The organism is Enhygromyxa salina (assembly GCF_000737335.2).
Classification (GTDB): Bacteria; Myxococcota_A; Polyangia; order Nannocystales; family Nannocystaceae; genus Plesiocystis; species Plesiocystis salina_C.
This window is the reverse complement of sequence record NZ_JMCC02000067.1, coordinates 29,653-52,092: the sequence shown is the minus strand read 5'-3', so window position 1 is coordinate 52,092 and position 22,440 is coordinate 29,653. Positions and strand designations below refer to the sequence as shown.

Annotated in this window: 20 protein-coding genes; 10 read left to right on the top strand and 10 right to left on the bottom strand. The window is 67.4% G+C overall.

The genetic code is table 11. From position 1 onward, the window contains the following. Window positions 1-394, bottom strand: a 394-nt coding sequence (locus DB30_RS24520) for a biotin/lipoyl-containing protein (RefSeq protein WP_240480318.1), incomplete at its 3' end; no start/stop codon positions are given. A 14-nt stretch (window positions 395-408) separates the two neighbouring features. Continuing rightward, the gene (locus tag DB30_RS24515) at window positions 409-3,171 is read right to left on the bottom strand and encodes a 2-oxoglutarate dehydrogenase E1 component (RefSeq protein ID WP_052553156.1); all 2,763 of its coding nucleotides are present in this window, start codon (window positions 3,169-3,171) and stop codon (window positions 409-411) included. 139 nt (window positions 3,172-3,310) lie between these two features. On the opposite strand from DB30_RS24515, the gene DB30_RS24510 reads away from it, so the two are divergent. The 7 genes from DB30_RS24510 to DB30_RS24480 all read left to right on the top strand — a co-directional run bounded on the left by DB30_RS24510 (window position 3,311) and on the right by DB30_RS24480 (window position 9,954). Further along, window positions 3,311-4,549, top strand: a complete 1,239-nt coding sequence (locus tag DB30_RS24510; RefSeq protein ID WP_052553153.1) for a pyridoxal phosphate-dependent aminotransferase — start codon at window positions 3,311-3,313, stop codon at window positions 4,547-4,549. A gap of 114 nt (window positions 4,550-4,663) precedes the next feature. Beyond that, a complete protein-coding gene (locus DB30_RS24505) occupies window positions 4,664-5,752 on the top strand; it encodes a hypothetical protein (protein ID WP_052553151.1) in 1,089 nt (362 codons plus the stop codon). A gap of 21 nt (window positions 5,753-5,773) precedes the next feature. Beyond that, a complete protein-coding gene (locus DB30_RS24500) occupies window positions 5,774-6,856 on the top strand; it encodes a hypothetical protein (protein ID WP_052553149.1) in 1,083 nt (360 codons plus the stop codon). A gap of 191 nt (window positions 6,857-7,047) precedes the next feature. Continuing rightward, window positions 7,048-7,650 (top strand): hypothetical protein, encoded by a 603-nt coding sequence (locus DB30_RS24495; protein WP_146660440.1) that lies wholly within the window; start codon window positions 7,048-7,050, stop codon window positions 7,648-7,650. 86 nt (window positions 7,651-7,736) lie between these two features. Further along, window positions 7,737-8,411 (top strand): hypothetical protein, encoded by a 675-nt coding sequence (locus DB30_RS24490; protein ID WP_052553144.1) that lies wholly within the window; start codon window positions 7,737-7,739, stop codon window positions 8,409-8,411. A gap of 148 nt (window positions 8,412-8,559) precedes the next feature. Further along, on the top strand, window positions 8,560-9,084 hold the full coding sequence (locus DB30_RS24485; protein WP_052553141.1) for a hypothetical protein: 525 nt from the start codon (window positions 8,560-8,562) through the stop codon (window positions 9,082-9,084). 6 nt (window positions 9,085-9,090) lie between these two features. Continuing rightward, complete coding sequence (locus DB30_RS24480) at window positions 9,091-9,954, top strand: STAS domain-containing protein (RefSeq protein ID WP_052553139.1); 864 nt, start codon at window positions 9,091-9,093, stop codon at window positions 9,952-9,954. Between the two features lie 82 nt (window positions 9,955-10,036). Here the strand turns inward: DB30_RS24480 and DB30_RS24475 are convergent, their stop codons facing one another. The 3 genes from DB30_RS24475 to DB30_RS24460 all read right to left on the bottom strand — a co-directional run bounded on the left by DB30_RS24475 (window position 10,037) and on the right by DB30_RS24460 (window position 13,572). Beyond that, entirely contained in the window at window positions 10,037-11,530 is a 1,494-nt protein-coding gene (locus DB30_RS24475; RefSeq protein WP_052553138.1) for an NHL repeat-containing protein, read from the bottom strand. Window positions 11,531-11,650: 120 nt separating this feature from the next. After that, complete coding sequence (locus DB30_RS24465) at window positions 11,651-12,505, bottom strand: MBL fold metallo-hydrolase (RefSeq protein WP_052553132.1); 855 nt, start codon at window positions 12,503-12,505, stop codon at window positions 11,651-11,653. Further along, window positions 12,502-13,572 (bottom strand): fatty acid desaturase, encoded by a 1,071-nt coding sequence (locus DB30_RS24460; protein ID WP_052553130.1) that lies wholly within the window; start codon window positions 13,570-13,572, stop codon window positions 12,502-12,504. Before DB30_RS24460 ends, DB30_RS24465 begins: the two co-directional genes overlap by 4 nt. Window positions 13,573-13,820: 248 nt before the next feature. Between DB30_RS24460 and DB30_RS24455 the strand changes: the two genes are divergently transcribed. Next, window positions 13,821-15,302, top strand: a complete 1,482-nt coding sequence (locus DB30_RS24455; protein ID WP_165703929.1) for a M20 family peptidase — start codon at window positions 13,821-13,823, stop codon at window positions 15,300-15,302. Here DB30_RS24455 and DB30_RS24450 read toward each other — a convergent pair. Genes DB30_RS24450 through larC form a run of 4 tightly spaced genes read right to left on the bottom strand, consistent with a single transcriptional unit; the run spans window position 15,299 to window position 18,771 of the window. Then, entirely contained in the window at window positions 15,299-15,925 is a 627-nt protein-coding gene (locus tag DB30_RS24450; protein WP_052553128.1) for a hypothetical protein, read from the bottom strand. The two genes, DB30_RS24455 and DB30_RS24450, sit on opposite strands and share 4 nt — an antisense overlap. Further along, on the bottom strand, window positions 15,925-16,761 hold the full coding sequence (gene larB, locus DB30_RS24445) for a nickel pincer cofactor biosynthesis protein LarB (RefSeq protein ID WP_240480317.1): 837 nt from the start codon (window positions 16,759-16,761) through the stop codon (window positions 15,925-15,927). Before larB ends, DB30_RS24450 begins: the two co-directional genes overlap by 1 nt. Beyond that, window positions 16,754-17,557, bottom strand: a complete 804-nt coding sequence (gene larE, locus DB30_RS24440; RefSeq protein ID WP_052553126.1) for an ATP-dependent sacrificial sulfur transferase LarE — start codon at window positions 17,555-17,557, stop codon at window positions 16,754-16,756. The genes larB and larE overlap by 8 nt, the downstream gene beginning before the upstream one ends. Further along, complete coding sequence (gene larC, locus DB30_RS24435) at window positions 17,554-18,771, bottom strand: nickel pincer cofactor biosynthesis protein LarC (RefSeq protein ID WP_052553124.1); 1,218 nt, start codon at window positions 18,769-18,771, stop codon at window positions 17,554-17,556. The genes larE and larC overlap by 4 nt, the downstream gene beginning before the upstream one ends. Window positions 18,772-18,925: 154 nt before the next feature. Between larC and DB30_RS24430 the strand changes: the two genes are divergently transcribed. Continuing rightward, entirely contained in the window at window positions 18,926-19,222 is a 297-nt protein-coding gene (locus DB30_RS24430) for an SCP2 sterol-binding domain-containing protein (RefSeq protein ID WP_052553120.1), read from the top strand. Between the two features lie 87 nt (window positions 19,223-19,309). Here DB30_RS24430 and DB30_RS24425 read toward each other — a convergent pair whose 3' ends face one another. After that, a complete protein-coding gene (locus DB30_RS24425) occupies window positions 19,310-21,217 on the bottom strand; it encodes a serine/threonine-protein kinase (protein WP_052553118.1) in 1,908 nt (635 codons plus the stop codon). A gap of 123 nt (window positions 21,218-21,340) precedes the next feature. On the opposite strand from DB30_RS24425, the gene DB30_RS24420 reads away from it, so the two are divergent. Continuing rightward, on the top strand, window positions 21,341-22,342 hold the full coding sequence (locus tag DB30_RS24420) for an RluA family pseudouridine synthase (protein WP_052553117.1): 1,002 nt from the start codon (window positions 21,341-21,343) through the stop codon (window positions 22,340-22,342). The last annotated feature ends 98 nt before the right edge of the window (window positions 22,343-22,440 follow it).

Genomic DNA, 22,440 nt, shown 5'->3' with positions numbered 1-22,440 from the left:
CTTGTGCAGGCGCAGGCGCAGGCGCTTGCGCGGCTGCGGGCGCAGGCGCAGCCGCCTCGGCGTGGGCGCTCGCGTCGGCCTTGGCTTCTGCGTCAGCCTGCGAGCTCGCGGCCGCCGTCCCGCTTGCATCGATCTCGAAGATCGCGTCACCCACGTTGACGGTGGCGCCCTCGGCTGCGAGCTGCCGGCTCAGCACGCCGGCCTCGGGCGCGGGCACCTCAACGGTGATCTTGTCGGTCTCGAGCTCGACGATCGGCTCGTCAACGCTAACGGCGTCGCCGGGCTTCTTCAGCCATTTGGCGACGATCGCTTCGGTGATGGATTCTCCGAGGGCAGGGACTTGAATGGTGGCCATGGTGATGATCTCGTGGGGCAGGGGGGCGTGGTCGCTCAACCACGCCCAAAAGTCTAGGCGAAGGCGTCGCTGAGCAGGCGCGCGAGCTCGACCTTGTGGGCTTCGGACGAGCCGGTCGCAGGTGATGCGCTCTCGACCCGACCAACGTATTCGATCACGAAGCGCTTGCCGACCAGCTCCTGCAAGCGCGGCTGCATGAAGAACCACGAGCCCATGTTCTTGGGCTCTTCTTGGACCCACCGCACCCGCTTGGCGTTGGGGTAGCGCGCCAGCGCCTCGCTGATCGCCTGGCCGGTGCGCGTGAACGGGTACAGCTGCTCGACGCGCACGAGCGCGACGTCGTGGCGGCCCTGCTCGTCGCGGGTGCTGTCGAGGTCGTAGAACACCTTGCCAGCCGACAACAGCACCAGCTCGACCTTGCTGGGATCGGGCTTGGTGTCGTCGATCACGCGGTGGAATTGGCCGTCGGTGAACTCGCTGAGCGGCGAGAACGAGGGCCGAAACCGCAGCAGGCTCTTGGGTGACATCATGATCAGCGGCTTGCGCCACATGCGAATGACCTGGCGGCGCAGCACGTGAAACAGCTGCGCGGGCGTGGTCAGGTAGCAGACCTGCATGTTGTCTTCGGCGCACAGCTGCAAGAAGCGCTCGAGCCTGGCGCTGGAGTGCTCGGGGCCCTGGCCTTCGTAGCCGTGGGGCAGCAGCAAGGTCAGCCCCGACAGCCGGTTCCACTTGTCCTCCGAGGACGACAAGAACTGATCCATGATCACCTGCGCGCTGTTGGCAAAGTCACCAAACTGCGCCTCCCAGATGATCAGACCTTCGGGCGTGATCAACGAGTAGCCAAACTCGAAGCCCAGCACCGAGAACTCGCTGAGCGGGCTGTTGTAGATCGAGAACCGGCCCTTGTGCTCGCCAAGGTGCTGCAGCGGACACCACTTCGCGTTGGTCTCGACATCGGTGAACACCGCGTGGCGGTGGCCAAAGGTCCCGCGCCGCACGTCTTGACCGGAGATCCGCACGGGCGTGCCCTCGGCCAGCAGCGAGGCGTAGGCAGACAGCTCGGCGGTGGCCCAGTTGAAGGGCTGCTCGCCGTCGGTCATCTTGCGCGACTCTTTGGAGAACCGGGCGATCTTGCGGTGCAGCTTGAAGCCCTCGGGCACCACGCCCAGCTTCTCGCCGTAGGCCCGCAGCAAGGCGGCCGAGACCCGGGTGTCGACGTCTTCCACCTCGGTCTCGTCGCCGCCGCTGTACTCGCGCCACTTGCCGTGCATGGGCGCGAGCGCGTGCTTGGGATCGCTGGACTTGGCTTGGTCGAGCGCGGCCTCGAACTCGGCCTCGAACTCCTTGCTCATCTGCTCGCAGTCGGCCTGGCTGACCGTGCCCCGCTCGATCAGCTGGCGCTCGTACTGGGCGCGCACCGAGGGGTGGTTCTTGATGATGTCGTACATGCGCGGCTGCGTGAACGTGGGATCGTCGCCCTCGTTGTGGCCAAACAGCCGGTAGCAGACCACGTCGATCACCACGTCGCGATGAAAGCGCGCCCGCCAGTCAACGGCCAAGCGCGCGACGTGAGCGGCGGCCTCGGGGTCGTCACCATTAATATGGAAGACCGGGACCCCGAGCACGGACGCGACGTCGGTTGCGTACAAGCCCGAGCGTGAGTCGCGGGGATCGGTGGTGAAGCCGATCTGGTTGTTGATGACCACGCGGATCACACCGCCGGCGTCGTAGCCCTCGAGCGCGGCCATGTTGAGGGTCTCGGCGACCACGCCCTGGCCCGCGAACGCCGCGTCGCCGTGCAGGGTGACCCCCAAGCTGGCCGCGCGGCCAAGGTGGGGCTGCGCGTCTTGGCGTGCGCGCACGCGACCTTGGATGACCGGGGTGATGGCCTCGAGGTGGCTGGGGTTGAACGCCAGCGCCAAGTAGATCTCTTTGCCGCTCGCGGTCGTGTGGTGGCGGTGATAGCCAAGGTGATACTTGACGTCGCCGGACCCGATGTAGCTCTCTGCGTCGGTGTTGGAGAACTCCGAGAACACGTCCTTGGGCGCCTTGCCCAGCACGTTCATCAGCACGTTCAGGCGCCCGCGGTGGGCCATGCCGAAGATCACCTCGCCAACGTCGTGATCCGCCGCGCCTTCGATCAGGCAGTCGAGCAGACCGATGATGCTCTCGGCGCCGGCGATCGAGAACCGCTTGGCACCCAAGAACTTGCTGTGCAGGAAATGATCGACGGTGTCGACGTTGATCAGGCTGCGGAGCAGGCGAAGCTGTTCGTCGCGGGCGGGCACGACCTCGTTGAGGCAGCCCTCCATGCGGGCTTGCAGCCACGCGCGCTGGGTTGGATCCGCGAGGTTCCAGTACTCGACGCCAACGTGGCGACAGTAGGTGTTTTGCAGGCGCTCGATGATCTCGCGCAGCGTGGCCGGGTCCGGCGTCAGGCCGCTCGTGTGGAACAGGCGATCGTAGTGGTCCTCGGTCAGTCCGTAGTGCGCTGGGTCGAGCTCGCTGACGTCCGACCGGCGCGGGCGCGAGAGCGGATCGATGTCGGCTCCGCGGTGGCCATGCAGCCGGTGAGCCTCGATCAAATTATCGACCTGGGTCTGCAGCGCGATCTGTTGGGCGTCGCCGGCCAGTGTCTGGGCGGGAGGGCGCGCGCGGCCGCGGAAGCTCGCGCTCGTTGGCGGCGGCGTCTGACCCTCGAACAAGATCCGCAGCCACTGCGGATCCACGCTGCTCGGGTCCTGCTCGTACGCGTCGTACAGGGCCTCGAAGAAGGCCAGGTTATGAATGCTGAGCGCGGCGTCGGCGGTCATGCGTGCGCGGAGTGTACAGGTTGTCGTGCGGCCCTCCCACACCCGAACGGCACTTGTCTCGTCGTCGCCGGACGAGCCACGCGCACGCTGCTCGCGTTCGGCGAGTTCCCGAGATCGAGACCGTGATAGTGTCGGCCCCGTGACGGAACCCGAGCGCGATGTCCTCTCTAGCCGCATCGCCGACTGCATTCTTGGTCAGCACGAGTCCTGGACCCGGCGAATGTTCGAGCTAGGTCGGCAGCTGCGTGCAGACGGCGGCGGCCCCATCTGGGATCTGTCGCTGGGTAACCCCAGCCTCGAGCCGCCGCAGCTGTGGGCGCAGGCGATCGTCGAGACCCTGCGCGACGAACCCACCGGCATGCACCGCTACATGACCAACAGCGGGTTTCTCGACGTCCGCGAATTCATCGCGCAGCGCGAGGGGGAGCGCTACGGCATCCAGGGCCTCGAGCCCCACGACGTGACGATGACCGTGGGGGCGGCGGGGGCGATCAACGTGCTGCTCAAGTCGATCGTCGATGACGGCGATCGCGTGCTGGTTCCGGCGCCGTTCTTCTCGGAGTACGAGCACTATTGCGCGAACCACGGGGCCACCCTGGTCCCGGTTGCGACGAACCCGGACTTCAGCCTGGACCTGGGCACGATCGCGGCGGCGATCGCTCAGGATCCCGACAGCGCCCGGATCCTGCTGATCAACTCGCCCAACAACCCGACCGGCACGATCTACAGCGCGGCTGCGCTCGACGAGCTCGCGGCGATGTTGGGCAAGCTGCAGCTCCCGCGCCCGCTGTGGGTGATCGAGGACTCGCCCTACCGCGACCTGGTCCACGACCAGACCGCGGCGTCCGTACCTTCCATGCTCGGGCGCTGGCCCAACACGGTGCTGGTCACCAGCCACAGCAAAGATCTCGGCCTCGCGGGCGAGCGGATCGGCTACCTGGTGATCAACCCCGAGGCCCGCGGGCGTGAGCTCTTGCACCGGGCGGTCGCGTTCTGCAATCGCACGCTCGGCTTCGTCAACGCGCCCGCGCTCATGCAGCGGGTCTTGCCCAAGGTCCTGGGCCAGCCGGGCGGTCGCGTCGAGGTCCAGGTCTACGCCGAGAATTGCCACAAGATGGCGGCCGGCTTGCGCGAGCTCGGGTTCGAGCAGCCCACCCCGCAGGCTGGCTTCTTCCTGTTTCCGCGCTTGCCGGCGTCGCTGCGGGCGTCGCTGGGCGAGGGCGGGGATGTCACGCTCACCCACCGGCTTCGCGAGCAGCGCGCGCTGGTGGTGCCGGGCGTGGCGTTTGGGGTGCCAGACCACCTGCGGCTGGCGATGTGCGTCGATCCGCCGGTCGTGGATGGCGCACTGAACGCGTTTCGCGCCGTGTGCGCGTAGTGCCGGGCGCCGGTCGGGTGCTGGGCCAGCCGTGGCGCAGCGAAGCCGCGGCTCGCAGACAAATCCGCGAGCCGAGAAGACTCGCAGGCTCACACGTGGCACCCTCGCCTCGCCATGAGCGCCGGTAGCAAGAGCCTCTCAGATGTCCTGGCCCGAGACGTCGCGTACAGCGGCGAAGGGATCTCGGTCCGCTCTCTCGAAGACAACATCCAAGAAGAGCGCACCGTTCAGGACACCAAGGTCGGCGAGCTCAAGGTCCTGCGCGATCGCAACGTCGTGATCCAGACGGCGATGGCCGACGAGCTCAAGAAGCTGCGCAAGTTCAGCGACTACATCGACGGCACCGCGACCAAGGGCGGGTTCTGGGCTGGCTTCAAAGAGGTCGTCTCGTACATCCCCGGGTTCAAGTCGATCGCGATCTCGAAGCGCTCGATCGAGGAGCTGCTCAAGCAGCAGTACCAAGTCTCGGCCAAGCGCGTGAAAGAAGCGGCCGGCTACTGCGACGTGCTCAAGCAGTCCGAGCAAGAGCTCTACACAGAGATCAACCGCATCAACGGCAAGATCGTCGAGGCCGCCGAGAACGAGCGGCGCGCGCTCGAGTACGTGCTGGATCTGCGGACCATGCAAGAGGAGCTCGAGGCCGAGCTTCAGACGATCGAAGCCGGCAGCGTCGAGGCCCGCAAGATCGAGACGGATCAGGACCGGATCCGCGCGTTGCTGGCGGAGCACTCGACCAACGTGCAGCTCTACGGCGCCGCCGAGAACCGCTACGCCAGCCTCAAAGAAAACACCCGCAAGCTGGCCGAGACGATCCGCAACCTCGCGCAGGACATCCAGCAGTACACGACCGCGGCCAGCATCAAGCTGGACATGGCCTCGGCGCAGATCCAGGCGATCGGCCGGGCCGCCGACGCCTCGGTCGTGATGCTCGAGATGAAAAAGTCGCTCGACGTCATGACCGAGTCGATGAACGTGACCACGCAGTTCGTCAGCGACACCCAGATCTTCTTCCGTCAGAACCTCGACAAGCTCGTCGAAGAGCTCGAGACCTTCGACGAGGGCACCTCGGCGCTGCTCGACGAGAACCTCAAGAAGTCCAAAGAGATCGAAGAGGCGCGGATCCAGTCGGCGATCGACAAGGCCATGGCGAATCGCGCGAAGCAGGTCGACGGTGGTGGCGCCAGCGCGCCGGCCGAGGGCTGAGGGTTGCGGGGTGAGTCGGCCATGAACGAGCTCGTCACGCTGCACACCCAGGCGCTGCGGGGCGCGGTCGTCCCCGCCTACCTCGACAAGCTCATCGCCGCGCTGCGGGCTGCGCGGCTCAACAACACGTTTCCAGATCGCCGCCGGGTCCAGGGCAGTCTCGAGACCCTGAAGCTGGCGATGGAGGCCGGGCTCTACGATCAGCTCTACGTCGACGCCCGCGCGGGGCTGCCAAACATGGCCAGCTTCACCCGGGTGCTCACCGATCACGAGCTCGCGGGTGGGTCGCTGTCGCGGATGAGCGAGACGGCGCACTACGAACAAAAGCGCGACGAGGCCGAGGTCTACGCGCAGCTGCTGCAGAAGCGCCGCTACTTCGAGGCGATCCAGGGCCAGCCCTACGCGCCGCTCGACGAGCACCGCGTGCAGCTGCGCCGCCACGATCCCGCGACGGGCACCGCAGAATTTCGCCTGGACCTGACCAAGCTCGACGCGACCGGGCTCTACGTGCGGATCACGATCGAGCTGACCCAGGTCGCCTCGGCGTGGCGGCGCAAGGTCATCGACCTCGACGCCGATGGTGAGAGCGCCGCCGCCAACGAGGCATTTCACGCGACCGTGTACCGCAACGCCAGCTACGACGCCGAGCACCTGTTCATCCACATGCACGACATCGAGGGCGTGAGCGTGGATCGGGTCCAGCGCGGCGTGATTGGGCCGGTGTTGTTTCGGCTGCCGCGCGAAGGCGAGCCCACCAACCCGGTGGTCCCTGCGGAGCCGGATAAGGGCAACCCGCGCCTGGGTCACGCGTGGCGGCGTTGGCTCGAGTCCGCGAGCAGCGACGCGCCCGAGCTGCTGATGTGCTTTCAGACAGACATCGCCGCCCGCGACGTGCGCGAGGAGAAGAGCAACGATCCCATCGAGGACCTGCTCTCGACCAGCATCCAGGACAGCGAGCGGGCCCGCTACCAGCACACCCGCGAGCGGTTCCCGTTCAAGGTGTTCAAGGACCGCAAATTTGTGGTCACGCGCGGGACCGAAGCGCTGGCGCGTGCGGTCTGCCAGGCGGCCGGGACCAAGAATCTGATCTATCGCGTGCGGTAGGCTGCCGCGCGATCGGCCGAATGCAATGTCTGCATGCGCCGCTGTGTGCGTGCGCAATCAGTTGCGAGGCAATTATTGCCACGTGACAAGTTGGTTTGATCAGCAACGCTCGACGCATGCATCGCGTCAACACATTTCAACGGTTGTGCCCAATCGCGATAGCCGCGCTCACGGCGGTCTTCTGCGCGGGATTGCTCGAGTCCGAAGCCGAGGCTTCCCCGCCGCCTGGCACCGGATTCAACGAAGGTGGTGGCTACATCACAATCACGCCTGGCGCGCTGGTGCTGACCGGCGAGCACGACTTCACCGAGGTCAATCCCAGCTACGGATGGGGCGTGGGTGGCGGCTACATGTTCGCGCCTGGGCGCTTGTTCAAGGGCACGATCGGCGTTGGGTTCGAGCACAACGTGCTGATGCTCGACGGCTACAGGTTCAAGGACTTCGGCGCCCACGCGGTGCGTCTGATGCCCGAGCTTCGGCTTGGACTTGGAGGCAACACCGTGTGGGTCTACGGTCTCGTGGGGGCGGGTTTCGCGGCTACGGCGTGGTCTTGGGATGCCGACATCGGGTTCTTGGATCGGCCGCGCGGGCGCGACTCGGCGAGCGGACTCGCCGTGCAAGCCGGCGTCGGCATGCAGGGATTCGTCTACAAGAATTTCTTCCTTGGCGCCGAGGTCGACTTCGACGCGGGGTTTTTCTACGAAAAGGGCGGCGGCAATTGGGGCAACAACAACGACGACACCTTCTCGCTGTACCAGGTCGGGATCGAGTTCACGGCCGGGTGGCGATTCTGAGTCGTTTTTGAGTATGCCCGCTTGCGAAAATGACATGCGCCTGCGTGTCAGGTGACACGCCGGCGAGTGTCGGTAAGATCGGGTGGATGCATCGCGCCCGTTGGTCACGCAGGCTCGCTCCGATCCTCCTCCCCACGCTCGCTGCCGCGGTCTATCTGGGTCTCCCGCAGGGCGAGGCTGAGGCCGCCAAGCGCAGCGGTGGGTTTGACGAGGGCGGCTACATCATGCTCACGCCTGGGTCGCTCGTGCTGCCGTTCTCGCACGACGACTACCTGGACCTCGATCCCAGCTTTGGCTGGGGGTTTGGCGGCGGCTACATGTTCGCCCGCGGCAAGCTGTTCAAGGCCACGGTCGGTGGCGTGTTCGAGCACTCGGTGTTGGTGTTCGACGACTACGACTTCAACGACTTTGGCACCCACGTGATCCGCTTCATGCCAGAGGCGCGGATCGGACTGGGCAGCAACAAGGTGTGGGGCTACGGGATGTTCGGGGCCGGGTTCGCCGGGGCGTTTTGGACCTGGGACTTGGACGTGCCCTTCTTCAACGATCGACGCGGGGGGGACTCTGCGCTTGGCGCCAACGTCCAGCTTGGCGGGGGCGTGCAGGGGATCGTCTACAAGAACCTGTTCTTGGGCGGCGAGATCGACGTTGATCTTGGGTTGTTCTTCGAGGGGGACGACAACAATTGGCGCAACAACAATGATGACAACTTCTCGATCTACTCGGTCGCGTTCGAGTTCATGATCGGCTGGTATTTCTAGCCGCGATGGCGCGCCGGGCGTGTCGCGGCGATCCAGCTGAGGTAGGGGTAGGGGGGGCCGTGACCAGGCCTCGCGTGCAGCGCTGCCGCGAGCCGGGTGCCGATCGCGCCACTCGACCCCGTACATCGTGCGGGTATATGGTCGCACGGTGACTGAGCACAGCGGGATGCGCGAGTACAGTGGCGCAGCTCTGAGCAGCTTCATCGTTGGGCTGTCAGAGCATCAGGCGGTCGTTGACAAGCTGGTCGCTGACAGCGGGGTCGACCGCATCGATCCCGAGGCTTGGTACGACATCGAGTGGGCCTTCGACTTGTTCAACAAGATCGAGAAGAAGCTCGGTCGGGCCGCGGTGATCAAGGTGGGCCGGAGCATGACCGAGACCGCCGTCTACCCGCCCGAGGTCGACAGCGCCGAGAAGATCCTCTCGGGCGTTGGCTCTTGGTGGGCGCTCAACGCTCGCGGTCCCGGCATCGGCACGATCACCTGCGAGTGGGAGGACGAGCACAGCGCGGTGATCGAGTGCACGGCCTACCGCAACCACTGCACCCTCATGACCGGCATCCTCGAGGGGGCTTGCATGCGCTACGGCATCACGCCCCTGGTCGAGCACGGCCCGGGTTCCTGCATTCAGCAAGAGACGGGCGACATGTGCGTCTATCGGGTTAGTTGGTAGCGCGCCATGTCCCTGTTTGACGCATCCACGCGCACCGAACTCGTCTCGTCTGTCACCCAGCGCCTGGCCAAACGCCGCATGAGTGCGTTTAGCGTCGCGGGCGAAGAGCCATGCCGTGTCCATGTCGAGGCCGCCGTCGACGCCCTCGAGCGCGACACCGAAGCTGGCACCGCCGAAGCCATGCGCGTGGTGGCGGTCGCGTTCACGAACACCTTCTTGGCCCATGGACTGGGTTACTCGGACCTCACCTTCTTCACCCGACTGCTGCGCGAGCGGGCCCGGGAGCTCGCGCCCGCGCATCAGCGCGCCGCGATCGAGCAGTGGTGCTACGACCACCTCGTGGTCAGCACGACCCACTTCATGGTTCAGCGCGACGACGCGCTGCAGCGCGAGGCCGCCCAGCGCGACATTGAGCGGTTCGAGTCACAGCTCGCCGAGCTGCGGGTCGCGCTCAACGAAAAGACCCAGCTGCTCGAGCTCATCCGCGAGGCCTCCACCCCGATCGCGCCGGTCGTTCCCGGCATCCTCGTCGTGCCGCTGGTCGGGACCTTCGACCGGTTCCGCGCGGAGCTGTTGACCGAGCGCCTGCTCGACGCGATCGGCCAGAGCCGCGCGCGGGTGACGATCCTGGATATCTCGGGGGTGCCGGTGTTCGACACCGACGCGGCCCAGCTCGTGATTCGCCTCGCCCGCTCGGTGCGGTTGCTCGGGGCCAAGGTCATCCTCGTCGGGATGTCGCCGGACAACGCAAGGACGATCGTCGAGCTCGGGGTCGCCCTCGATGGGATGATGACTTGCCGGGCGCTGCAAGATGGGCTTCGAGCGGCGCTGGCCATTCAGCGGTTGAAGCTCGTCTCGACCGAGTTCTGACAGGCCATGCGCCAACGCAACCAGCCGGTCGAAGCTCGCGCTGCGACCGGCTGATCTTGGCAGACCCCGCTGCGGGGACCGACTACTGCGGGTTGACGACGGCGTTGAGGCCACCGCCGGTCATGTCGGAGTAGGTGTAGTGGTTGCCCTGGATCATCACGATCTCCTTGTCGTAGGTCTCCGGGTCCATCTTCCACGCCCAGCCCTGCTGGTCGACCATCCACACGTAGCCCTCAACATCAATGCTGACGCCGACCGGGGTCGAGCACTGGTTGTTGAAGTCCGCGGCGGTGTGGATCTTGATGACCGTGTTGGTGTCACGGTCGATCTGCGCGAGACCGCAGGGCCCGTTCATGGCGACCCACACATTGCCAAGGTTGTCGGCTGCGACGCCGCGATGGCACGCCTGGGTGCCGGGGATCGCGGTGAAGGTCTCGGCTTGCGCGTCGAACTTGGTGACCGGGCCGCTGCACCCACCGAACCAGGCGTTGCCTTCTGCGTCAACGGTCATGCCGTAGGCCTGGGCGCTCTGCGGCATCGCCCAGCGATCGAAGGTGAGGTCGTTGGTGTTGAGCCGGAACACCTCACCGCGCAGGGCCGTGAACCACACGTTGCCGATGCCGTCGTAGGCGGCGCCGTAGGGCGGGTAGTTGGTCCAGCCCATGTTCCACTGGTTAATGTCGACGACCTCTTCGACGGTGCCGTCGACGGGGTTGAGCCGACCCATGTGGACCTGGTTGGCCGCTTGGCCGTGCCAGCCAACCCAGATCTTGGAGTTCTCGTACATGCAGGTGTTCTCGTTGAAGTCACCTGGCACGAAGGTCATGCCGCGCGGACCCGAGGGCTCACCGGGGCCAACGTCGGGCAGGGTCGTCCGCCACAGCACGCACTCGTCTTGATCCCAGTCCTTGAGATCGTTGGGACCCGTCGAGGTCGTGATCATGTTGTCGTTGTTCTTGTCGATGCAATCCATCTCGTTGGCGGCGACCAGGGTCACGCTCTGCGAGTTGCGATTGCCGACCATCGCGAAGCGGCCGTCCAAGCTCACGGTCGTGCGCGAGGGGCTGTGCGAGCCGTTGTTGGGGCCGGTGCGGTAGCGACCCTCTTCGATCAGGGTCTCTGTGTTGACCTTCGAGACGCTGCCCTGCGTGGTGTTCGCGACCCACAGGTAGCTGAAGTCGAAGCCCATGTTGCCGCCCATGCAGGGGTCGCCGTCGCCGTCGCCGTCGCCATCGCCATCGCCATCGCCATCGCCATCGCCGTCGCCGGTGGAGTCGCCGTCACCGTCGCCAGTGGAGTCGCCGTCGCCGTCGCCGGTGGAGTCGCCGTCGCCGTCGCCTGGATCGCCGTCGCCATCACCGGTGGGATCGCCGTCGCCATCACCGGTGGAGTCGCCGTCGCCATCGCCGCTGTTGGACATGCCCTCGGCCGAGTCATTGGTCGTACCAGTCTCGGTGGTGCTGCTCATCGAGGCCGATCCGTCTCCATCGGCGATACCGTCATCGCCGCAGGCGGGGAGGAGCAGCAGGCACGGGAGACCAAGCAGAAGTGATCGGTTACGAAGCTCGAGGAACATTCGCCAAATCTACACAAAAACCGGGCTGCCCCGTACTTTTTCTCGGGGGGAAACCCTCTAGGAGCGAGGGGATTCACTCACGCTGCTGTGACCCAGCCAACAGCGAGCGCGCGGACGCCCTCACCCAGCCGCGGGGCGGGCTCCCTTGCCCACCCGGACCAGCTCGCCGTCGGCGACCAGCTTGCGCAGGTGCGCTTCGACCGACATCGCGGCGATCGGCCACAGCTTCTTGGGCACGTCGTCGTACGCGGCCGCCAGGATCCCAAGAAACGCTCGCCGCCCGCCCTCTACCACCGCGCGTCGGATCTTGGCTTCGCGGGCGAGCCGATGGCTGACGTAGTGCTCGAGCACCGCGACCGGATCGTCCAGCACCGGCCCGTGCGCAGGGACGAAGCTGGGCGACTGACCGTCTGCTTGGTGGGCGCGAACGTGCGCGGCCATCCGCCGCAGCGAGTCCAGGTAGACCCCCATATCGCCGCCGTCGCTGACGTCGACGAGGATCGTGCCTTCGCCGGCGACCAGGTCACCCGCGTGGGCGATGTTGGTCTTGCGGTCCCACACCACCAAGTGGCCCGGGGCGTGGCCGGGCGTGAACAGGGCCTCCACGACGTGACCTTCGCCAAGGTCGATCGTCCAGCCTTCGTCGATGTGCGTGTCGATCGGGAAGTCGAGCCGACTGGCGGTCTGCGGGTGGGCGAAGATCGGGATCTCGTGCCGGTCCCGCAGCGCTGGCGCGTAGCCGATGTGATCGACGTGGTGATGGGTGACGACGATCCCAGCGAGCGCGCGACCGTCTGCCAACAGCGAGGCGATCAGCGCGTCGAGCCGGGCCTGCTCGCGGGCGTGCGGGGTCGCGGGCTCGATGATCAGTAGGCGATCCCCGCCAACGATCAAGGTGTTGGTCGCCGTCGCCGGTGGCAGCGTGGGCGTATCGAGGTTCAGCACCCACGCGCCCTCGGCGATGCCCGCGGTCATGGCTGACGCGGCGACGCCGAGCTGGCCTTGGCTTCGGCCTCGGCCTTGGCCCGCAGGTAGGGTTCGTAGGTCTCGGCCAAGAACCGGGCTTTGTAGTCACGATACGAGGCGATGCCGCCCAGCAGCTTGGTCAGGCGGATCAGCCACCACGCCGTGTCGAGCTGCCACCACAAGAACCCCGAGCGCGCCCCGTTGGGGAACATGTGGTGGTTGTTGTGCCACTCGCCCGAGACGGTGCCGGCGAACAGCTGATTGATCGACAGATCCTCACGGTTGAAGTCCGCCCAGTCGCGCTTGTCCTTGCCGCAGCCGTGCGCGTCATAGTTGAAGTCGCGGATCCCAATTGCCCACAGTGCGGACATGCCAAAGATTGCGCAGGCCAGCGCGTGGCCGCCCATCAGGTAGAACGCGCCGTACCAAAACAGCCAATTGAGCGAGAAGTGCAGATACAGATAAGCAGGGTGACAGATCGAACCCCACTTTTTGTATTGTGCGTAGGTGTTGGCGTTGACGCCGGTGTGATTGAGCATCGCAACGGCGCGCTTGTAGTCCTTGCGCGAGAGATCCCGGGCGATCGGCTGGTGCAGCTCGCCGGCCAAGAAGCAGTAGAGCCGGCCGCCGTGGGCATTGTAGGGATCGCCAGCTTGCTCCGTATAGGCGTGGTGCACGTGGTGCGAGAGCACATAGGTCTCTTCGGGGACCAGCCGCAGCGGGAGGTTGCGGAGCACGAAGCGGTAGATTGGATGCGTGAACGTGAACGCCCGGTGGGTGCAGTAGCGGTGCAGCCAAACGATGTTCGTGGTGCCCAGGAACAGCATCGCGTACAAGAACCCAACCAGCAGCAGCGGCCAGCTGAAGTACTTGGTGAAGAACAGCACCGTGAACGGGAGCAGCGCGAGCGTCCACACCCAATCGGTGAAGGGCAGCCAGTTCTTGCGCGACGCGAAGATGTTCATGCGCGAGAACCAGTGCGCCATGATCTCGCGGTGGGTGGGCCGGTAAAACTCGCCATCTCGAGACCAGCCGTAGGACGGCTCTTCGAGTACCCGCTTGAGAAAGACGCTCATGAATTTCGGAGACTACCCTGTGATCGCGCGCACTGACCATCCTGGGGCCGGTTGAGCGGAACGCGCGGATCGCTCGATTCGGTGATTGAAGCCCGCCGCAGAATCCAATGCGCGGGCAGTTGGGCTCGTTCGCGTTACTCACGCGAAATTGTTGTGAGCAAACTGAGAGCCAGAAGCCACGAATTCACCCGGGGATCGCGCAGTGTGGGCATCGAGGTCGCGGCGTGCTGTTACGCTGGGGCGCGCCGATGTCGAGTGCCACACCACCACGTCCGTGGCGACGTCGCCTGCTACGTTGGTTGCTTGGCGTGCTCGGGCTGCTGTCCGTGCTGTTGGCGATCGCAACGGTCAACATGCTCGCGACCCGCTCGCAGCAGGTCCAAGTTGACGGGTTTGAGCCTTTGCGCATCGACGAAGTCCAGGCGGTCGACCGGCTGAGCGAGGCGATCCGGATCCAGACCATCTCGCCCCAAGACCCGGCCAGCTTCGATCCCGCGCCGTTCATCGCGTTCCACCAGCTGCTCGAGCGCTCGTTTCCGCTCGTCCACGCGCAGCTCGAGCGCGAGATCGTGAGCGACTACAGCCTGATGTACCGGTGGCCGGGGGCCGATCCCAGCGCCGCGCCGATCATCTTGGCGGCCCACATGGACGTGGTCCCGGCCGATGATCCCAGCGCGTGGTCGCACCCGCCCTTCGCCGCCGAGCAGGCCGAAGGCTTCATGTGGGGCCGCGGCACGATGGACGACAAGGGCGCCCTCATGGCGATCCTCGAGGCGACCGAGGCGATGCTCGCTGCCGGCATCACGCCGCCACGGACCGTGTACCTGTGCTTTGGCCACGACGAAGAGCTGACGGGCTCCGGCGCGGCCGCGATGGCCAAGCTGCTACACGCGCGCGGGGTCGAGGCCGAATTCCTGCTCGACGAAGGCACGGGGATCACGGTCGGGATGTTTCCAGCGGTCGAGCAGCCGGTCGCGCTGATCGGCCTGAGTGAGAAGGGCTCGGCGACGATCGAGCTGCTCGTGGAGCTCGAGGGCGGTCACTCGTCCGCGCCGCCGGATCAGACCGCGATCGGGATCCTCGCGGCCGCGGTCGCACGCGTTGAAGCCCAGCAGCTGCCAGGGTCGCTCGACGGTCCGTTTCGCCAGACCCTCGACACGCTCGGGCCCGAGATGCATGGGCCGCTGAAGCTCGTGGCGACCAACTTGTGGCTGTTCGCGCCGGTCATGACGCGGGCGTTGCTGGCCTCGTCGACGACTGCATCGTCGGTGCGCACGACGACCGCGGTCACGGTGATCGAAGGCGGCGTGAAGGCCAACGTGCTGCCACCCCGGGCGCGGGCCCTGGTCAACCACCGCATCAACGCGGGCGACACGGTCGAGCGCGTCGTGGCCCACGTGCGCGAGGCGGTCGATGATCCCCGAGTCCAGGTCACGCTGGTGGTCGGCAACGAGGTCCCGCGGATCTCCGACGCGCAGGCGCCCGGGTTCAGCACGATCGCCCGCGCGGTCCGAGAGGTGAACCCCGAGGTGCTCGTCGCGCCTGGGCTGTTCGTGGCCGCGACGGACGCTCGCCACTATGTTGGCGTCGCCAAGCAGGTCTATCGATTGTCGGCGTTCTTCATCACCAAGCAGGACGTGCCCCGCTATCACGGGGTCGACGAGCGACTGTCGCTCGAGCACTACGCTGGGATGATCCAGTTCTATGGGCGGATCTTGCAAGCGAGCTAGCAGCCGAGGGCGACCCACGCTGTGCCAACCACGATCGCGACGATCGAGGCCCCAAGCAGCGCCCAGCGGCGGACCACCTCGCGCGAGCCGGGGAGCCGACCGACGATCAGCGCGAGCAGGCCCGCGAACGCCCCCATCGCGAGAATTGAGCCAACGCCGAAGCCCGCCAGGTAGCTCAGCCTCGCGCTCGAGGTCAGCGCCAACGCCGGGAGCACGCCGTAGAGGTGCGAGCTGCCGGCGATGCCGTGGATCAGGCCAATGCCCAGCGCGGATCCGCGGCCGTGGACGTGGTGCGCAGCGTGGGCATGGGCGTGGGCATGAGCGTGGTCGTGCCGATAGAACCGCCACAACCCCCACGCGCCGACCCCCACGATCGCCACGCCAACGATCCGCTCACTCCACGCTCCGACGAGATCCAGCGGGATCAAGCTGCCGAACGCGAGCAGCACCAAGCCGACCAGCCACACGCCGCCCGCGTGGCCCAGGCCCCACGCCAGCCCCACCCGCGCGCCGCTCCGCTCGCTGTCCGAAGCGGTCGCCAGCGGGGTGATCGCGGCCAGGTGATCGGGCCCGCTGATGACGTGCCAGCAGCCGAGCAACAACCCGGTCAACGCGGCCAGCATCAGGGCGCCACCTGTGGTTCGTCAGGTTGCACGGGGCCGGACAGCCGGTTGATCAAGGTTGCCGCGTAGGCAGCCCCAAATCCGTTGTCGATGTTCACCGTCACCACCCCGGCGGAGCAGCTGGTCAAGCACGACAAGAGCGCGGTCACGCCCTGAAAGCTCGCGCCGTAGCCGGTGCTGGTTGGCACCGCGATCACGGGACAGTGGACCAGCCCGGCCACGACCGAGGGCAGCGCGGCCTCGAAGCCGGCGACGCAGATGATCACGCTGGCGCGCTCGAGCGTGGGCAGCTCGGCGAGCAGGCGGTGGAGGCCGGCGACCCCGACATCGGCGAGTCGCTCGACGCGATTGCCCAGGACCTTCGCGCAGCACAGCGCCTCGTTGGCGACCTTTTGATCCGCGGTGCCGGCCGAGAGCACGACCAAGGTCCCGCGCTGGCGAATGCTCTGATCCCGGTGCAGCGAGAGCAAGCCGGCCTGGGTGTCGAAGCGCAGCGCGGCGCGGGCCTCGAGATCCAGCGCCTCGCTAACGGCCTCGTGCGCGGCGGCGTCGGTCCGCGTGCACAGCACGTTGGGGTTGCGCTTGGCCAGGCGCACGAAGATCTCGCGGATCTGATCCGTGGTCTTGCCGGGGCCATAGATGACCTCGGGGAACCCACGGCGGGCGGCGCGATCATGATCGATCCGGGCCCAGTCCAGGTTCTCTACCCGGGGTTGCGCCGCGCTGGTCTCGAGCCCGGCGAGGGCTTGCTCGCGGTTGATGCGGCCATCGAGCAGCGCGTCGAGGATCGCCCTGGCCGAGGCGGCCGAGGGGGTTGAAGTGGTCACGTCATTCACCGGCAGACCTCAGCACGTTGAGTGAGCCCGAGCGAAACCCCGCGAGGTCGATCGTCACGATCGCATAGCCGGCGCGCTTGACCGCGGCGATCACCTCGACCCGCAGCGACAGCGCGCGCTCGAGATCCGCGATCGGCAGCTCGATCCGCGCGAGCTCGCCGTGGTGCCGCACGCGGAACCCCTCGAACCCGAGCGCGCGCACGCCAGCTTCGGCCTGCTCGACGCGGGCCAGCACCGCAGGATCCACCCGGGTGCCGGCCGGGACCCGGCTGGCCAAGCACGGTGACGCCGGCTTTTGATGGTTGGGCAGCCCAAGCAGGCGCGCGAGCTCGCGGATGCCGGCCTTGCCAAGCTCGGCCTCGACCAAGGGCTTGCGGACCGCGAGCTGCTTGGCGGCCAACAAGCCCGGTCGGTGTCCGCCAAGATCGTCGAGGTTGTCGCCCGAGGCGACGCACGCAAACCCCTCGCTGCGGGCCAGCGCGGTCAGCCGCTCGAACAGCTCGGTCTTGCAGTGGTAGCAGCGGTCGCCTGCGTTTTGGCGGTAGCCGGGGCGATCCAATTCGTGGGTGTCGATCAGGCGGTGGCGCAGGCCCAGCTCGGCCGCGAGCGCGACGGCGTGCTCGCGCTCGCTGCCGGCCAGCGAAGACGACACGCCCGTGACCGCCAACGCCCGCTCGCCGTGGACCCGGGCCGCGACGACAGCGACCAGGGTCGAGTCGACGCCGCCGGAGAACGCGGTGATCGTGGGGCCGTAGCCGCGGATCACCTGCTCGAGTCGGGTCAGCGCGGCGGTCATGCGCCCCCTTGGGCGGCGAGCAGGGCCGCGATTGCGTCGGTGACTTCGCGCAGCGGCATGGCTTGGGCGCGGGCGATCCGGGCTAGGTCTTCGTACTCGGGTCGGTCGCGCCCGCCCGCTCGCTTGATCCGCACGGGGCCCCATTCGGTGTCGAGGGTGGTGATCTCGCGGGCCAAGGTCGTGCGCGCCAGCAGCTGCTCGCGGACGCCTAGGGCCGTGGTCTCGCGCAGGATCGTGGCGACCGCTTGCTCGCGCTGGGCTGGCAGCACCAACACCGTCAGCGCGAGCCCGGGGCGGCCTTTTTTCATGGTCAAGGGCGCGAACGCGACGTCGAGCGCACCTTGCTCGAACAGCCGCTCCGACACCCACGCGAGCACCTCGGGCGACTCATCGTCGAGGTGGGTCTCGAGCGCGTAGATCGAGTCGCGCTGAAACTCGCCGGCCAGCGCGGTAGCGATCGGCTCGACCGGCTCGACCGGCTCGACCATCGTCAATCGCAGCACGCTCGCGGATCGGGACCCTGCCCCGTAGCCGACCGCGTGGGCCCGATAGCCAAGCGTGCCAGCTTCCAGCGGTGAACCCCACGCGCGCAGCAGGGCCGCGCCCGTTGGCGTGACCATCTCGCCCTCGCCAACGCCCGCGAGCACCACGAAGTCCTCGAGCAGGTGCACGACCGCGGGCGCCGGAGCCGGCATGTCACCGTGTGCGCAGCGGATCGTGCCCGAGCCGCCCGGCAGCGGCCCGCACAGCAATTTTTCGATGCCCAGATGATCCAGCCCAAAGCTGGCCGCGCAGATGTCCAAGATCGCGTCGGCGGCCCCGACCTCGTGAAAGTGCACGCGGTCGATCGAGATCCGGTGGACTTTGGCCTCGGCCTCGGCCAGCAGCACGAACGCGGCGTCGGCTTTTTGCTTGGCGCGAGCTGGCAGCGTGGACGCGTCGATGCGCTGACGGATCTCTGGGAGGTGGCGGTGATCGGCCTCGTCGGGGACCGTGAAGCTGGCTTTGGTGCAGCCAAGCTGGCGGCGCATCGCCGGCTCTGCGTCGAGCCGCCAGCCGGGCAGGTTCAGCGAACTCAGCGGCTCACGCATCGCGGCCAGCAGCTCTGGATCGAGGTCCAGCAACGCGCCGACGAGCATGTCGCCGGCGAGACCGCCAAACGGATCCAGCAGCGCGACGCGGCGCACAGCGCTCGTGGAATCGGGCTTGGTCAAGGCTCGGCGGATCTACACCGAGTTGTGCACGTCGACCAGTAGCCCAACATGGTCCTGGCAGCCGCGCATTTCATCGCGCACCCCGATCTGTAACGATCGGCCGGTTGACCGGGCCGGGGTAAGGGGGTTTACTCGCGGCCGAGAGAAACCAGCCATGAGTCTCGAGACAGTTACCGAAACGATCAAGGGCCGCGTCGGAGACGACGCAGGGCTCGGTGCAACCCTCAAGTTTGACATGGGTGACGTTGGCGTCGTGTTCATCGACGGCAAGTCAACGCCGAACAGCGTGTCCAACGACAACAACGACGCCGACTGCACGATCGGACTCTCGCTCGAGGATCTCGAGGCGATGATGGCGGGCGACCTCGCGCCAACGACGGCGTTCATGGCCGGCAAGCTCAAGGTCGACGGCGACATGGGCGTCGCCATGAAGCTTCAGTCGATCATGTAGACGCGATCGGATCGGACGCGTCTCGATCCACTGCGCCGTCGCCTGCTTGGCGGCGGCGTTTGCAATTGGCCTGCGCGCGCGCGCCCTTCACAGCCGGTGGACTTCTTCGAGGGCCTCGACGCGATCACGCAGCGCGTCGAGCTCGGCGTGCGACTCGCGCTCGGCCCCGCTCACGACCTGCCGCGCTGCGGCCTGCCGGGCGACCAGCGCATCGAGGGTTGCGGTCAGCTCGAGCATGCGAGCCGCCCACATGTCGCGCTCTTGTAGATCCCGCCGATGCTCCGACTCGCTCGCGTCGAAGTCGGGGTGGCTGACCATCGCGTCGAGCTCGGTCATGCGCTGGGTCCCCACGGTCGCAACCGCGAGCGCGTGGGTCATCTCTGCGTCGACCTGCGCGTGCTCGGCCTCTGGGGTTGCGCGCAGCAACGCCATCACCCGCTGGATGACCGCGCGCAGCCCCGGGCGATGACGGGCGCTCACGCTGGGGGCGACGCGCTCGACCTCGCGCAGGCGGGCATCGACCAGGGGCGGCAGCGGCATCCGGGTCGTTGGGCTGATCTGCAGGGCGGGCTTCGAGGTCCACCACGCGACCGCGCCCACGTACAGCGGGACCAGTGGCAGCGCCAAGACCAACAGCACGATCATGAGCGGCAAGCCAATGATCAACAGCGGCAGCGCGACCTTGCTCCGGCGCGCGCCAATCCGGGCCATCTTCTCTGTCATCTTTCCGTGCGAGAACCGGCCGCCCTTGTTGGCCTCGGCGTGGAGGCCCAGCTGCGCGAGCGACTGTGTCAGCGCCCGGGCGCTCGGCTCGGACACACGGACGACCAGCGGAAACGGCAGGCGAGGGATCTGCTCGGCGAAGGTGCCGATCTCGAGGCCCGCGTCGGGGTTGGCCCGCAGCCACGTCAACAGGGCGTCGCGGCGGACGCTGTCGAGCTTGTCCCCAACCGCGCCCGGTCCGACCACGAACACCGTCCATTTGCCGGGCTCGACCGTGACCCGCAGCAGCCCGCAGTCCAGGCACACGCGCACGCCGTGGATCACCGGCGCGCCACACCGAGCGCAGCGCCCAGCGGCCGTGGCCGCGAGCAGATCCCGCGGCCGCGCGCGCGCCAGCTGTTGCTTGCTCGCAACGGCCAATGCCGTGACCTCGCCCGTGTCTGGAGCTGCCAGCAGCTGGTCGATCGCCTCGACCACTGCCGAAGCGGCGTGCGGACGATCGCTCGGCTGCTTGGCCAACAGCGTCGAGACCAGCTCGCGCAGACCGCCCGAGAAGGTCTCTGGCAGCTTGGGCGCCGGGCGCTTGCGGTGAGCATCGAGCACCGCGAACGGGGTTGGGGCCGCGAACGGGGGCCGCCCGGTCGCCATCTCGGACATGATGCAGCCCAGCGCGTAGAGATCCGTGCGCGGATCCACGGCGAGCGGATCCAGGGTCTCGGGCGCCATGTAGTCGGGGGTCCCGAGCACCGTGAGCGCCTCGCTGTCGACGCCGGCAAAGCTGGTCGCGCGGGCCATCCCAAAGTCGGCGATCTTGGCGGTCTCGTCGGCCTTGCCGAGCTGCGCGATCAGAATGTTGGCCGGCTTGAGGTCCCGGTGAATGACGCCGCCCGCGTGGGCGACCGAGAGCCCGCGGGCGATCCCACGCGCGAGCGTGAGCAGCCGGTGTTCGCTCAGCGGTGCGTCCACGGCCAAGACCTGGGCGAGCGTGGGCCCATCGACGAGCTCCATCAGCAGCGCCTGCCGACCTTGGAATTCGATCGCGCCGTGGACCCCGATGATGTGCGGATCACGGAGCGTGCGCGCCAGCTCGGCCTCACGAGTGAAGCGCCGGGCCGCGCGAGGGTCGCGAGCGTTGCGGTCGTGGAGCAGCTTGAGCGCGTAGTGGTGGCCGGTGTCCCGGTCGCGCGCCCGATACACCGTGGCCACGGCCCCGACACCCAGCTCGTCCCCAAGCTCGAGCTGCTCGGGCTGCGGTCCTGCGGCGCGCGTCACCTGGGGCAGACTACCAGCCTACGCGCGGAGCACCCTCGGCGTTTTCGACCCCTCGTCGCGGGTGGTCCGGGCGCCGCGTTCGCCCTGTTCATGGCCCCCAACTCGGGGTAGTAGAGCGTCACCTTGGACGACAGCCCCCGCCAGCTCGTGGTCAGCGAAGACCAGCACGAGTCGACCCTCGCCGCGCTCGTGCGCGAGCTGATGGACGGCCTGTCGTGGAACCGCTCGCGCGACTTGGTCCGCAACGGCCGGGTCAAGGTTGGCGGCGCGCTGCACTTCGATCCGGCCGAGCGCGTGTCCGCGGGCACGCTGATCCAGGTCAACCCCACCGCCCAGCGCAGGCAGTCGCCCGTGCTCGAGCGCGAGCGGCTGATCCACGTCGATCGCGACGTCGTCGTGGTCCGCAAGCCCGCCGGGTTGTTGAGCGTCCCGTACACGGATCGCGACGACCGCGACACCCTGATCGAGCGCACCCGTCAAGCCCTGCGCGAGCGTGGCGTGAACGACGACGCCGACAAGTCGGACAAGCGCGATCTACTTGGCGTGGTCCAGCGGCTCGACAAGGACACGACCGGCCTGCTCGTATTTGCCCGGACCCGCGCGGGTCGCAAGGGGCTCGAGGCTCAGTTTCGGGCTCACACCGTCGAGCGTCGGTACGTCGCCCTGGTCCACGGCCGGGCCGAGGCCGCGGTCCACGACAGCTTCTTGGTCCCTGACCGCGGCGACGGCCTGCGCGGATCTTGGCGGGGCCGCAGCCCACCCAAGATCGCCAAGCGAGCGATCACCAAGGTTCGGGTGGAATCGCGCCTGCACGGGCCCTTCGGCGAGATCACCCTGGTCTCGTGCCGGCTCGAGACCGGCCGTCAGCACCAGATCCGCATCCACCTCGCCGAGGCCGGCCACCCGCTGGTAGGTGAACAGGTGTATGGCCGTGGGCGGCCCCGGGCCCAGACCGGCGACCAAGCCTCCGGGCCAAAACCCAAGCGAGCCCCCAAGATCGAGGCCCTGCGGCCGATGTTGCACGCCGCCAGCCTGGGCTTTCGACACCCCGTCAACGAGCGGATGCTCCGCTTCGAAGATCCGCTCCCCGACGATTTTCGCGCGCTGCTCGACTCACTGAGCTGAGGTGGGCGAACCCCTTGCCGAACCCCTTGCCGAACCCCTTGCCGAACCCCTTGCCGAACCCCTTGCCGATCTGGGGCAGACACATGATAGGCTCGTCG

Coding starts and splice junctions, on each gene's coding strand:
- DB30_RS24515 (WP_052553156.1), bottom strand. CDS start 3,171: ATGACCGCCGACGCCGCGCTCAGCATTCATAACCTGGCCTTCTTCGAG.
- DB30_RS24505 (WP_052553151.1), top strand. CDS start 4,664: ATGAGCGCCGGTAGCAAGAGCCTCTCAGATGTCCTGGCCCGAGACGTC.
- DB30_RS24500 (WP_052553149.1), top strand. CDS start 5,774: ATGAACGAGCTCGTCACGCTGCACACCCAGGCGCTGCGGGGCGCGGTC.
- DB30_RS24490 (WP_052553144.1), top strand. CDS start 7,737: ATGCATCGCGCCCGTTGGTCACGCAGGCTCGCTCCGATCCTCCTCCCC.
- DB30_RS24480 (WP_052553139.1), top strand. CDS start 9,091: ATGTCCCTGTTTGACGCATCCACGCGCACCGAACTCGTCTCGTCTGTC.
- DB30_RS24475 (WP_052553138.1), bottom strand. CDS start 11,530: ATGTTCCTCGAGCTTCGTAACCGATCACTTCTGCTTGGTCTCCCGTGC.
- DB30_RS24465 (WP_052553132.1), bottom strand. CDS start 12,505: ATGACCGCGGGCATCGCCGAGGGCGCGTGGGTGCTGAACCTCGATACG.
- DB30_RS24460 (WP_052553130.1), bottom strand. CDS start 13,572: ATGAGCGTCTTTCTCAAGCGGGTACTCGAAGAGCCGTCCTACGGCTGG.
- DB30_RS24455 (WP_165703929.1), top strand. CDS start 13,821: ATGTCGAGTGCCACACCACCACGTCCGTGGCGACGTCGCCTGCTACGT.
- DB30_RS24450 (WP_052553128.1), bottom strand. CDS start 15,925: ATGCTGGCCGCGTTGACCGGGTTGTTGCTCGGCTGCTGGCACGTCATC.
- larE (WP_052553126.1), bottom strand. CDS start 17,557: ATGACCGCCGCGCTGACCCGACTCGAGCAGGTGATCCGCGGCTACGGC.
- DB30_RS24430 (WP_052553120.1), top strand. CDS start 18,926: ATGAGTCTCGAGACAGTTACCGAAACGATCAAGGGCCGCGTCGGAGAC.